This window comes from Malaciobacter pacificus (assembly GCF_004214795.1).
Taxonomy (GTDB): Bacteria; Campylobacterota; Campylobacteria; order Campylobacterales; family Arcobacteraceae; genus Malaciobacter_A; species Malaciobacter_A pacificus.
Window position 1 is genome coordinate 2,536,019 of record NZ_CP035928.1, and the last position, 12,785, is coordinate 2,548,803.

14 protein-coding genes and 1 pseudogene are annotated in these 12,785 nt (G+C 27.6%); 7 read left to right on the forward strand and 8 right to left on the reverse strand.

The window, feature by feature from the left end:
- Positions 1–31 precede the first annotated feature (31 nt).
- The 3 genes from APAC_RS12590 to APAC_RS12600 are packed head-to-tail and all read right to left on the reverse strand — an operon-like array spanning position 32 to position 1,786.
- Positions 32–952, reverse strand: coding sequence for an IS3 family transposase (locus tag APAC_RS12590; protein WP_119173274.1), 921 nt, complete (start codon positions 950–952; stop codon positions 32–34).
- On the reverse strand, positions 910–1,206 hold the full coding sequence (locus tag APAC_RS12595; RefSeq protein WP_044416656.1) for a transposase: 297 nt from the start codon (positions 1,204–1,206) through the stop codon (positions 910–912). Before APAC_RS12595 ends, APAC_RS12590 begins: the two co-directional genes overlap by 43 nt.
- A gap of 58 nt (positions 1,207–1,264) precedes the next feature.
- The gene (locus APAC_RS12600) at positions 1,265–1,786 is read right to left on the reverse strand and encodes a recombinase family protein (RefSeq protein ID WP_130234444.1); all 522 of its coding nucleotides are present in this window, start codon (positions 1,784–1,786) and stop codon (positions 1,265–1,267) included.
- Positions 1,787–2,033: 247 nt separating this feature from the next.
- On the opposite strand from APAC_RS12600, the gene APAC_RS12605 reads away from it, so the two are divergent.
- The 5 genes from APAC_RS12605 to APAC_RS12625 all read left to right on the forward strand — a co-directional run bounded on the left by APAC_RS12605 (position 2,034) and on the right by APAC_RS12625 (position 6,343).
- Entirely contained in the window at positions 2,034–2,246 is a 213-nt protein-coding gene (locus tag APAC_RS12605; RefSeq protein WP_130234445.1) for a DUF4492 domain-containing protein, read from the forward strand.
- Positions 2,246–3,772: a cytochrome ubiquinol oxidase subunit I gene (locus tag APAC_RS12610; RefSeq protein WP_130234446.1), complete on the forward strand. Its 1,527-nt coding sequence runs from the start codon at positions 2,246–2,248 to the stop codon at positions 3,770–3,772. Before APAC_RS12605 ends, APAC_RS12610 begins: the two co-directional genes overlap by 1 nt.
- Position 3,773: 1 nt before the next feature.
- Complete coding sequence (gene cydB / locus APAC_RS12615) at positions 3,774–4,907, forward strand: cytochrome d ubiquinol oxidase subunit II (protein WP_130234447.1); 1,134 nt, start codon at positions 3,774–3,776, stop codon at positions 4,905–4,907.
- Between the two features lie 210 nt (positions 4,908–5,117).
- Positions 5,118–5,501, forward strand: a complete 384-nt coding sequence (locus APAC_RS12620; RefSeq protein WP_130234448.1) for a NifB/NifX family molybdenum-iron cluster-binding protein — start codon at positions 5,118–5,120, stop codon at positions 5,499–5,501.
- Positions 5,502–5,638: 137 nt separating this feature from the next.
- Complete coding sequence (locus APAC_RS12625) at positions 5,639–6,343, forward strand: peroxiredoxin (RefSeq protein ID WP_130234449.1); 705 nt, start codon at positions 5,639–5,641, stop codon at positions 6,341–6,343.
- A 402-nt stretch (positions 6,344–6,745) separates the two neighbouring features.
- Here APAC_RS12625 and APAC_RS12630 read toward each other — a convergent pair whose 3' ends face one another.
- A complete protein-coding gene (locus APAC_RS12630; protein ID WP_130234450.1) occupies positions 6,746–7,669 on the reverse strand; it encodes a cation diffusion facilitator family transporter in 924 nt (307 codons plus the stop codon).
- 88 nt (positions 7,670–7,757) lie between these two features.
- Between APAC_RS12630 and APAC_RS13475 the strand changes: the two are divergent.
- Both APAC_RS13475 and APAC_RS12635 read left to right on the forward strand, forming a co-directional pair.
- Positions 7,758–7,862 (forward strand): annotated as a pseudogene (locus APAC_RS13475) (helix-turn-helix domain-containing protein); the annotation flags it as partial.
- Between the two features lie 69 nt (positions 7,863–7,931).
- Positions 7,932–8,450: a LysR family transcriptional regulator substrate-binding protein gene (locus tag APAC_RS12635; RefSeq protein WP_266095889.1), complete on the forward strand. Its 519-nt coding sequence runs from the start codon at positions 7,932–7,934 to the stop codon at positions 8,448–8,450.
- A gap of 16 nt (positions 8,451–8,466) precedes the next feature.
- Here the strand turns inward: APAC_RS12635 and APAC_RS12640 are convergent.
- The 4 genes from APAC_RS12640 to APAC_RS12655 all read right to left on the reverse strand — a co-directional run bounded on the left by APAC_RS12640 (position 8,467) and on the right by APAC_RS12655 (position 12,677).
- Positions 8,467–9,626 (reverse strand): IS3 family transposase gene (locus APAC_RS12640; RefSeq protein WP_130234452.1). Its coding sequence is split into 2 segments (ribosomal slippage): positions 8,467–9,383 and positions 9,383–9,626, totalling 1,161 coding nucleotides; the frame shifts between segments, so codons are not numbered across the junction.
- A gap of 419 nt (positions 9,627–10,045) precedes the next feature.
- Entirely contained in the window at positions 10,046–11,248 is a 1,203-nt protein-coding gene (locus APAC_RS12645; protein WP_130234453.1) for an IS256 family transposase, read from the reverse strand.
- 58 nt (positions 11,249–11,306) lie between these two features.
- Entirely contained in the window at positions 11,307–11,636 is a 330-nt protein-coding gene (locus tag APAC_RS12650) for a metal-sulfur cluster assembly factor (protein WP_130234454.1), read from the reverse strand.
- A 24-nt stretch (positions 11,637–11,660) separates the two neighbouring features.
- Entirely contained in the window at positions 11,661–12,677 is a 1,017-nt protein-coding gene (locus tag APAC_RS12655; RefSeq protein WP_130234455.1) for a thioredoxin family protein, read from the reverse strand.
- Positions 12,678–12,785: the final 108 nt, after the last annotated feature.

Genomic DNA, 12,785 nt, shown 5'->3' on the forward strand with positions numbered 1-12,785 from the left:
TAACTTAAAATAAGACACTTTTTTTATAATTCTATGCAGCTATTTCATTTTGTAACATCAAATTGATTTCTTCAAATCTAACAGGTGATAAATTTCCAAGATAACTATGTGATCTTGTTCTATTATAATAAAACTCAATATACTCAAAAATCTCTTGTTTTGCTTGTTTTTTAGTATAGAAATATTTCTGATAAATTAACTCATTTTTTAATGATTTAAAAAAACTCTCTGCTACTGCATTATCCCAACAATTTCCTTTCCTACTCATACTTTGAATTATTCCATATTTTTGCAATAAATCTTTATGACTATAAGAAGCATATTGACTTCCTCGATCTGTATGCCAAATAAGTCCTTTAGGTGGATTTCTATGTTTAATTGCCATATCTAAAGCATCATTTACAAGTGATACTTTCATACTATCATCAATAGACCATCCAACAACTTTTCTTGAATATAAATCAATTACAGTTGCAAGATACAACCATCCCTCTCCAGTAGGAATATAAGTAATATCACCAACATATTTCTCATTAGGATTTGAAGCATAAAAATCTCTATTTAAAATATTTGGTGCTATTGGTAGATTATGATTTGAATCTGTAGTATTTTTATATCTTCTTTTAATATTCACTTTTAGATTCAAATCTTTCATAATAGTAGAAATACGTCTTCTTGATACAATAAGCCCATAGAGTTCTTTTAGTTTATCTTGAATTCTTCTACTGCCATAATTATTTCTACCAAAAACAAATATAGATTTTACAAGTTCATTAAGTTGAATATCTACTTTTTTTACAATACAACCAGCTTTTACCCAATGATAATATGAAGCTCTATTTACTTTTAGAATTTTACACATTTTATTGATATTGAAACTCTTTGTATGTTTTTGTATCCAGGCATACTTTATAGAGTTTCTTTTGCGAAGTATGCTGTTGCTTTTTTTAATATATCCCTTTCTTGCTTTAAAATCTTATTCTCTTTACGTAAGCGTTTAAGCTCTTCAGCTTCACTCTCTTTGAGTGTACTTTTTATTTCAATATTCCTCATTGGAATATTATGTTCTTTTTTATATGCAGTAACCCATGCATATAATGTTTTTGGATTTAAATCTAAATCTTTTGCTATATCTTTTACATTTTCATTATTGTTAATAATTAATTGTACTGTTGAGTCTTTAAACTCTTGACTATATTTTCTCATGGTAACCCTTATTCATTTTTTATTTTAACGCAGAATCTCTAAAATTCTTTGTCTGAATTTATGTTACCTCTCCAAAAAGCTTGGATAACAAGGCAACAGACTTTCCTTTTTCATGTTGTTTGTATATTACGTTCTTCTCTTTAGTACTTAAAATAGCTTTTCTACCAAAGTGAACACCTTTTTTCTTTGCAGCTTCAATTCCTTCTTTAACACGTTCATTTATTAAATCACGTTCAAATTCTGCAATAGCACCTAACATAGTAAATAATAGTCTACCTGCTGGAGATGTTGTATCAATATTTTGATGTAATACTTTAAGATTTACATCTTTGCTTTCTAAAAACTTTGCAATATTATGAAGGTCTATTACAGACCTTGCTAATCTGTCAAGTTTTGTAATATAAAGGACATCACCTTCTCTTACAAAATCCATCATAACCTTAAACTGTTCACGATCTGCTTCATTCTTCCCTGATCTTTTTTCTGAGAAAATCTTTTTACAGCCAGCACTCTTAAGTTGATTAATTTGATTCTCAAGATTTTGACTTGAAGTTGAAACTCTTGCATAACCTACATTCATAATAAATCCTTTGTATTGAACTTACTATTTATCTCATATATTGGAAGGATTGTAAAGTCATGTATTTTCCCTAAAAGAACAGGTTGTTGCATTTATTAATTAATATATCATAACTTAATTTTAGAATGATTTGCACATTATAAAATTCAAATATTAATTTATTATAAAAAAATCTTATATTTAAATTAACATTTTTTTAACTAATAAAGAGTATAATTTTATAATTAAAATTTATGAAAGTTATAATATGCATAAAATTAAAAATATCTATTTATTATATAAAGAAGGGTTTCAAAACTTAACTATAGGTCGTATTCTTTGGAAACTGATTATTATAAAACTAATTGTAATACTACTATTTTTAAACACTTTTGTTTATGACAAAACTATTAAAACTGAATATAAAAATGATAATGAAAAAATTCAATTTGTATTAAAAAATCTTATAAAGGATAACTAATGGAAGAACATTTAGTAGATTGGTCTAGAGCTCAGTTTGCATTGACTGCAATTTACCATTGGCTTTTTGTTCCATTAACTTTAGGGCTAGGTTTTATTATAGCTATTATGGAAACTATTTATGTAAAAACTGGTGATGAGTTTTGGAAAAAAACAACAAAGTTTTGGATGACTTTGTTTGCAATAAATTTTGCAATAGGAGTTGCAACTGGAATTATAATGGAGTTTGAATTTGGAACTAATTGGGCAAATTACTCTTGGTTTGTCGGTGACATTTTTGGAGCTCCACTTGCTGTTGAGGGTATTTTAGCATTTTTTATGGAATCTACTTTTTTTGCAGTAATGTTTTTTGGTTGGGATAAAGTAAGTAAAGGTTTTCATTTGCTTTCAACTTGGCTTGTTGCAATTGGTTCAAATTTAAGTGCACTATGGATTTTAGTTGCAAACGGTTGGATGCAATACCCTGTTGGCATGAAATTTAATCCAGACACAGTAAGAAATGAAATGGATAACTTTTGGGATGTTCTCTTCTCACCTGTTGCTATATCTAAGTTTTTACATACTATTACAAGTGGTTATGTTGTAGCTTCACTTTTTGTTGTAGGAATTTCTGCTTGGTATTTATTAAAAAGAAGAGAGATTGAGTTTGCAAAAAAATCAATAATTGTTGCTGCAAGTTTTGGACTTATAACTTCAATATTTATTACTATTACAGGTGATGAATCTGCCCATCAGGTTGCACTAAAACAGCCTGTAAAATTGGCAGCTATGGAAGGACTGTATGAGGGAAGAACAGAAGCTGGAATAGTTGCTATTGGAGTTTTAAATCCTAAAAAAACATTAACAAATGATGAAGAGCCATTTTTATTTGAAATTGAAGCTCCTTATGCTTTATCTCTTTTAGGTTATCACGATATTAATGCTTTTGTTCCAGGACTTAAAGATTTGGTTTATGGAAATGAAAAATATAATATTGAATCTGCTCAAAGTAAAATGGACAAAGGAAAAATTGCTATAAATGCTTTAAAAGAGTATAAGAAAGCAAAAAAAATAAATGACATTGAAAATATAAGAAAATATCAAGAGATATTAGAAAAAAATATGAAATATTTTGGATATGGACATTTAAAAAAACCTGAAGATATTATCCCACCTATACCACTTACTTTTTATACTTTTCACTTAATGGTGGCATTGGGGTCTTGGTTTTTAGTTCTTTTTGCTTTACTTCTATTTTTTACACTAAAAAGAGAGATTTTAAACCATAAATGGCTTTTAATAAGTACAGTTACTTCAATTCCATTAGGGTATATAGCAAGTGAAGCTGGCTGGATAGTTGCTGAAGTTGGAAGGCAACCTTGGGCTATACAAGATTTAATGCCAGTAGGAATTGCCTTAACTGATATATCAACATCAAATGTAAAAACAACATTTTTTATGTTTTTATTTTTATTTACAGCTTTACTAATTGCAGAGATTAAAATAATGATTGGTCAAATAAAAATAGGCCCAGAAGGAGGACATTAATATGTTTGAAGATTTAACACTATTACAACTACAGCAGTTTTGGTGGATAATAATTTCACTTCTTGGTGGATTATTTGCTTTTATTATGTTTGTTCAAGGTGGACAAACACTCTTAGGAAGAATTTCAAAAGGGGATGAAACTTATAAAACAATGCTCATTAATTCTTTAGGTAGAAAATGGGAATTAGGATTTACAACATTAGTTTTATTTGGTGGAGCTTTATTTGCTGCATTTCCACTTTTTTATTCCACTAGTTTTGGCGGGGCATATTGGGTTTGGATGGCAATATTATTTTGTTTCATAATTCAAGCAGTTAGTTATGAATATAGAAAAAAACCTAATAATTTTTTAGGTAAAAAAGTTTATGAAGCTTTTCTTTTTATAAATGGAAGTTTAGGCGTTATTTTACTAGGAGTTGCAATTGCTACATTTTTTTCTGGCTCAAGTTTCAGTGTAGATGAAAACAATTTTTCCCATTGGCATAACTCTTTAAGAGGTTTAGAGTCACTATTTTCAATATTTAATCTTAGTTTAGGAATTGCATTGTTTTTCTTAGTAAGAATTTTAGGTGCATTATATTTTATTAACAATATTGATAACGATACTATTAGGTTTAGAGCAATTAAAAGTATAAAAATCGATATGCCAATTTTTTTGATATTCTTTTTAGTGTTTTTATTTTTGCTATTTACAAAAACAGGATTTGCATATGATGAAAATTTATCAATATATGTACAAAAGTATAAATATTTGATTAATTTTTTAGAGATGCCTTTTGTACTAGGAATGTTTATTACTGGAATATTGATGGTTATTGTTGCTGTATTTTTAACTATTCACTTTAAAAAAACTTGTTGTATAAAAACGGGTGGATTAGGTGTTGTGCTAACAGTAAAAGCACTATTTTTGAATGTAGGATTAAATAATACATCATATTATCCTTCAACTTATGATTTGCAAAGCTCATTAACTATTATAAATAGTTCAGGTAGTCATTATACATTAACAGTTATGTCTTATACTGCACTAATGGTTCCTTTTGTTTTAGGATATATCTTTTATGTTTGGTATCAAATGGATAAGGTAAAAATTACAAAAGAGGAGATAGAAGATCCTCACGCACACAATTATTAGGATTATAAAATGGAATATTTAAGTTCAATTATTTGGCTATGTACATGGCCACTTGTTATTTATATCTCTTATAGATTAATTTTAAGAAATATAAAGAAGATATGATGATTACACTAATGAAAAGAAGTTTTATTTATTTCTTTTTTTTAATGATTTTAATAAATTTAGGCCAAAACCTATATACACACTATATTTTAAAGGATAAAAAAAATGATTACATTTCCAGTAAAAACAAATAAAGAGAATGCTGCGGTATCACCGCTTTTTGGAAAGGCAAAATATTTTGCTTTTTATGATGGTGAAAATTTAACAATAGAAGAGAATACATTTAAACATGGTGCACCGCTTATTGATTGGTTTTTAAATAAAGGTGTTAATGATATTGTAATAAAAGAGATGGGAATAAATCCATATAAAAAAATAAAAGCTACAAGTATGAATATCTATCATGCTGGAGATGATAGAGTAACTACAAATGAGCTTATTGAAAAATATAAGAATAATGAACTTGTAGTTCTAGATGAAGAAAAAATGAAACTTATAATTAAAAAACATGAAAGTTCACATACTCATGGGCATAGTCACAATCATTAGAATTAATTATCAAAGTATTATAAGTAAATCTAATGATAATTTAAGTTTTATTTTATGCTTAGTGATGTATACTTCCATCAATTAAAGGAAAAATATTATCGTTTGATAATATTTATTTAGTATAGAAAGGATATAAAATGGCTTGCGATACAGGAGCAAAACCAATTGAAACAAAAGAAGTTTCAACAAATGAAGAAAATATAAATATAGAAAAAAAGGAAGAAAAAATGAGTTCAAGTTTAGTATTAAGAAAAGCACCAGAGTTTAAAATGGAAGCATATGATTCAAAAACAGGACACTATACAGAAGTAAATAGTGAAGATTTCAAAGGTAAATGGCATGTTGTTTGTTTTTACCCAGCAGACTTTACTTTTGTTTGTCCAACAGAGATTGCAGCAATGAATGCAAAATATGATGAGTTCCAAGAATTAGGTGTAGAAATTACAGCAGTATCTACTGATACAAAATTCTCTCATAAAAGATTTGTAGAGACTGAGCCATTATTAGCAGGATTAAAACTTACAATCGGTGCAGATACTACAGGTGTAGTTTCAAGAGCATTTGGTGTAATGATTGAAGAAGAAGGAGTTGCATTAAGAGGAAGATTCTTAATTAACCCAGAAGGAACAGTAGTAGCTCAAGAAGTACAAGCTCCAATGGTAGGAAGAAATGTAAATGAATTCCTAAGACAAGTAAGAGCTTGGCAACATGCAGAAAAAACTGGTGAAGTTTGTCCAGCAGGATGGGTTCCAGGTAAGAAAACACTTCCAGTTAATACTGATGTTGAGCAAATGACTGGTAGAGTAGGTGATTATATTACTGTTGAAGAGATTATGTCTTAATAGTATATAAAAGTAAAAAGGCTTAGTATTTACTAAGCCTTTTTTTATTCCAATAAATTTGATACTTGCGGTCATGTCCCTATTTAGTTACTAACTTTCATGACCATAACTGTGAGATTTAGACTTATTTAAAAAAGCTACATATTATTTATTTAGGGAAAACTCCAAATATTACAGTTTGTTGAACTTTTTGCAGCCACTTGTAAATAAACCCTTCTTTACTACTAATATAGTGAAGTTTTATGAATATTGAAGGAGTGCAAAATAGCCATTTAAATTTGTCAATTCAATCATTAACATAAGGGTCTATAACAATTACTCTTAAATTTTATATTTTAATGAAAACTATGCGCACATAATTTAGTCTTAGTTATTTAAATATTTCAATCTAAAAAGATGTTTTCATATAACACAATTTGTTTTGTTTTGTATATTCATTATAGAGTCAGCTTGAATCAATATATGATTAAACCCATTTATTTTCAAATCTATCTTCATCTTATTTGTAATAGATTCTATCTCTTGTAATGTTATACTATCATCATCTAATACTATATGAAAAGAAATAAAACTGTATTTTGAACTTGGGTTACTAATATGTAAATCATGATACTCAACTATTCTGGTATCTTTTTTTATAATTTTTTCGAGTTCATGTTCGCTAATATCTGATGTATTCATATCCATAAGAGACAAGAAACTTTTTTTAAGTAGTGGGTATGAATGAAATAAAATATAAACTGAAAAAACCATTGTTAAAATAGAATCAATATAGTAAATTTTAAAAAAATAAATAAATATACCAGCAACAACGACAGCTACTGAAATCAAAGCATCACTTAACATATGTAAATATGCTGATTTTATATTTGCATCTTCGTCACCATTGTGATTATGAGGAGTGTGATCATGTGAAGCACAAGCAGATACTCCAATATTGTTTAAAATATAAGCACTAATACCATTAGCAATAACTGCAATAATACCAACAACTATCATATAAATAGGATCTATAATTTCAGGATTAAAAAATCTATCAATAGATTGATAAATCATTAAAGCCATTGTAATAAATAAGAATAAAGTATTTACAAAAGCAGCCATCATTTCGGCTTTTATGTAACCAAATGTTTTTTTGAATGTTGTAGTTTTCACGCCTAAAATTAAAGCTATATAAGTAATTATAACTGCTAGTACATCACCAGCATTATGTAAGGCATCAGCAATAAGTGCAAATGAGTTGGAGATATACCCAAATATTATTTCAGAAACTACTATTAGTAGATTAACAATGATTATGAGTAGAATTTTCTTTTCTTTTGACATTTTTATCCCTTACTTTATTTATATGTATCATCTTAAAAAGGATTATAGCTAAATGTGACTTAATGAAGAATAGTCTTTAGCAGCAGTTGATTTAAACTTTACCCAATCAAATGCAACTAATAGAATTAAGCAATTAGAAAAGAGTTTAGGTTACCTCCTTTTTCATAGAGTGCCATCTGGTGTAATTTTGACAAAAGAGGGAGAAAAACTCTATCCTATGGCTGTTGAGATTATAAAAAAAGTTGAAATAGCACAATATAAAATGCAAAATATAACTCATCAAGAAACACTTCGTATTGGCTCTGGTCAAGCAAATGTTGCATTAAGATTATTACCATTTATAAATAAACTAAATAATAAATATCCAAATATGCAATTAGAACTCTATGCAGATGCTAATCCTCAAATATTAGAAAAACTATTGGACTATAAACTTGATATTGCATTTCTTACAGGTGCTCCTACTCATAAAGATTTAATGATTTTAAATAGTTTTGATGATGATTTGTATATGGTAGAACCCAAAAAAGAAGAATATAATAATTGTTTATTTGGATATAAAAAAGATAGCACTCATTATAAATTTTTAGTTGAATATGAAAAAAATAGAGGTAATGAAAATTTTAAAACAATTTTTATTGAAAACTATGAAGTAATGCTTGGTTGTGTGAAAAATGGAATGGGGAAAGCATATCTATCAAAAAGAATTATTGATAAATATGGCTATTCAAATAATTTAATTCTTACAAAACTTCCAAATGGAATGACCCCGAAAGTGTAGACAGTTTTTTAATCAGTTAACACCTAATGTTTGTAAGACTTTCATTGTATCTTTTCTCAAATTCATTTGGACTTATAAAACCTAAATAACTATGCCTTCTTTTTGAATTGTAAAACATCTCTATATACTCAAATGTTTTATCTTTTGCCTCTTGTCTTGTTCTAAATATATTTTTCCTAACTAATTCTCTTTTAAATGTCTTAAAAAAACTTTCTGCTACTGCATTATCATAACAATTACCTCTTCGACTCATACTTGGAGTTATCTTGTGATATTTTAAAAATGTTTTATAACCATAAGAACTATATTGACTTCCTTGATCTGAATGTAATATTACTCCTGTATCAGGAATTCTATAAGTTGCTTTATTTAAAGCATTTAAAAGTAGTTGTGTGGTTTGTCGATGAGAAGTTTCCCATCCTATAATCTTTCTTGAAAATAGATCTAAGACTATTGCTAAATATAACCATCCTTCATGAGTTCTAATATAAGTTATATCACTAACCCATGATTCATTTGGAGTATTTGTTATAAAACATTGTTTTAAGTGGTTTGGGTGGGCGTTATGAATGGAACCAGCTTTATATTTAGGTTTTCTTCTATAGTTACCAATTCCACATATTTTAGCCTCTTTCATGAGTCTTGCAACTCTTTTTTTATTCACATGAATATTTAAAGCTTTTAAGTCTTTATGTATATTTCTATATCCATATATTCCATTTGATTCTTTATATGCTTTTTTTATTTCAAGAAGTAGTTTTTCATTTTCTAACTGTAAATTTGATATTGGTTGTTTTAACCATTTATAATACCCACTTGGATGAACTTTTAATACAGAACACATTCTTCTTATATTGAAGTGTGTTCTATATTCTTTAATAAACGCGTACTTTAATTTGGGTTGCTTGCAAAGTACGCTGCGGCCTTTTTTAGTATATCTCTTTCTTCTGTTACCCTTTTTAGCTCTTTTTGTAATCTTTTAATTTCGTCTTGTGCTTCTTGGGAAACTTTTGCTTCAAATTCTGCTTGTGGTGATTTATATTTTCTTATCCAATTTCTAAGTGAGTCAGGGTGCATGCCTAATCTTTTAGCTGTTTCAATAACTCCATAACCATTTTCTACAACTTGTTTTACTGCATCTCTTCTAAATTCATCACTATAATCTCTTCTTGCCATTTTTTAATTCCTTTAACGATTAAACAATTTTCTCCAAATTGTTTTGTTAATTAACTGAATTAAATGGTGTCTACTTTATAGGGGTCATTCCAAAATGAGTTAAAGACATTCTTGATTTGTAGAAAAGATTATATACCAATAATAAATGAATATTTGAAGAGAGTTAAACTACATTAATTAAAATATAATAAATAATTTGGGTCATATGAACTTCCTATCATTCCTTTTTGAGTAGGAACTTAGAATATTAAGACTTTATAGGACATAAGTTCTTAATAATCTTTTTCTAAACCTCTTATATTTGGAACACGAAGTACTCAAGCGAGTTTTCCGTGTTCCACAAAATGTTCAAAAAGTAAAATTGAGAGACTCTCACAAATCCTTAGGATTTTTTGAACAACAAAATTGACTTGTTTAAATCATAAATTTAAAGACTTATCTAATCTTCCTTCAAAAAATATAGCCAATTGGGAAATAGTTAGTGACCAATTTCTCATAGGCATAGTCCATTTTTTACTTGCATTTTGAATACCCATATAAAGAAGTTTCAATAGAGAATTTTCATTTGGAAATGCACCTTTAGTTTTAGTAAGCTTTCTAAATTGTCTATGAACAGATTCAATGATATTTGTAGTATAAATAATCCTTCTAATATCTTCAGGATATTTAAAATAAGCAGATAGATTCTCCCACTTATTTTTCCAAGATTGAATCACAATAGGATATTTTTTGCCCCATTTGGATTCAAGGTTATCAAGTTCTATTTCAGCAGCCTCTTTTGAAATAGCTTGATAAATAAGCTTTAAATCTTTCATAAACTCCTTTTGATTTTTAGAAGCAACATATCTTATGGAGTTTCTTATTTGATGAACTATACATAGTTGAATTTCAGTATGTGGAAATATAGCCTTTATAGCTTCAGGAAATCCTTTTAAACCATCAACTGAAGCTATTAGTATATCTTGTACTCCTCTATTGTTTAAATCTGTTAAAACCTGCAACCAAAAATTAGCTCCTTCATTTTCAGACAGATATAATCCTAAAATCTCTTTTTTACCATTTAATCCAACACCAAGGATAGTATAGACTGCTTTAGATATATACCTACCATTCTCTTTTATTTTATAATGAATAGCATCAAGCCAAACAAAAGGATATATTGCTTCTAATGGTCTTTGTTGCCATTCTTTTAAAAGGGGTATAACTTTATCTGTAATAGAGCTTATTGTAGCTTTAGAGAACTCTAATCCATACATCTCTTGAATATGTTCAGATATTTGAGAGTAACTATTCCCTAAAGCATATAAAGATAAAATCTTCTGTTCTATATGGTCTGAGATATGAGTTTGATGTTTTTTAACTATTTGAGGTTCATAAGAACCATTTCTATCTCTTGGAACATCAAGCTCAAATTCACCAACACTACTTTTCATAGTTTTAGAAGATTTACCATTTTTTCTATTTTTATTTATCTCTGTTGTAAGATGAGATTCAAGTTCTGCTTGAAGTGCAGCTTCTGTAAGTTGTTTAATAAGTGGAGCTAAAACTCCATCTTTACCATCTATTTTTGCACCTGCTTTTATTTGTTCAAGTGCATCTGTTAAATCAAGTGTTTGATTCATTGTTCAATCCTTTAGAATTATAAATTCTATCAGACTGACACAAAATTTCTAACACTCCCTATCTTTCCTGAGATTTTCTTAGCATCTCTAATCCCTCTTGGCTTATCATTGTAACTTCCCATTTAGGTGAGAAAACAAATTTTACATTACAAGTTGTAACCTCATCAACACTTTGAACTCTTTCACATATCAAATCTGTAAAAGATTTTGTACTAGCACATCTTGAGTTTATAACTGTCATTTCAATATTTACATTTATAATTTCATCTAGCTTTTCTAAATTTATATCATAAATTAGTCCTAAATCATAAATATTTATAGGTAATTCAGAGTCTTTTATAGTTTTTAACTTTTCAATCACTTCATTTATAATTTCATCTTTATCCATACAAATATCCTATTAAGATTGATTTTATTCACCTAAATCTATATTAATGCCCTCTTTTAAAAGTTCATCTTGTCTAACTCTTAAATAGTCTAAGTATGTATTTGGATATTGGACATAAAACTTACCACTTACATATCTTAAAATTTCTTTGAAATGAAATGGATATAACAATGCATCAACTGTAGAAATTAGTTTTTTATTATCAAATAGTAAAACACCTGGTCTATAATCTAAATTAATAGATTCTGCCCACTTTTTTGGTGTAGTTTTTTCTCCGTTAGGATTAATAATCTCTTTTGTAGATTTCGCATCAAGTCTCACAACTGTAAATTTTGATAATTCTTCTTTTACTAAAGCATCTTTTAAAACTCTATTGTGAAAATAATCACATTGAGTACAAGAGCCATCTTCAAAAATCACTGCTAAGGGAGAGTTTACCTTTGATAAATCTTTAATTTCTTTAAATGAATCATTCTCTTTGAAACTATATAAACTATCTTTTGTAATTTTATTTGCATATTCAGTTAGTGTCATATTTTCATAATGTTTACCTTGAACATACTCTAAAATATATTTAAAGTTTATAGGACTTCTATAACCATTTACTCTTACTACAACTTCTTTATCATAATTGAAAAATAAAATTGTAGGACTATATTGAATTTTTAATTTTTCTGCTAACTCTTTTTCAGTTAAAGTAGTCTCTTCATCCCAAACAATTTCTCTACTTCCTTTTACATTTATGTCAATAACATCAAAATATTTTTTAATAAAATCACTCGTTTTATTTTTTTCAATAAAATTTTCATTTAACATTTTCGTACAATATGGACAACCATCTAAATCCATAAATAACATGATATGTTTATTATTCTCTTGTGCTTCTTCAACATCTTCAGCCATATCTAAAAAACTCTCTTTAAACCATTCAGGAGTCTCATGCATCTCTCCACCAATAATCTTACCTTGTTGTGCGAAAAGATTTAAACTAAAAAAACTTAAAAGCATTATCAGCATAATATTTTTTAATGTTCTATTCATAACTATTCCTTATCTATTTTTATTATTATTCTATTATAAAATTTTAATTTTACTCTTTTTATAGTTTTTTTATTAATTTATTTTTTTTAACTGATACTTTATTTTACA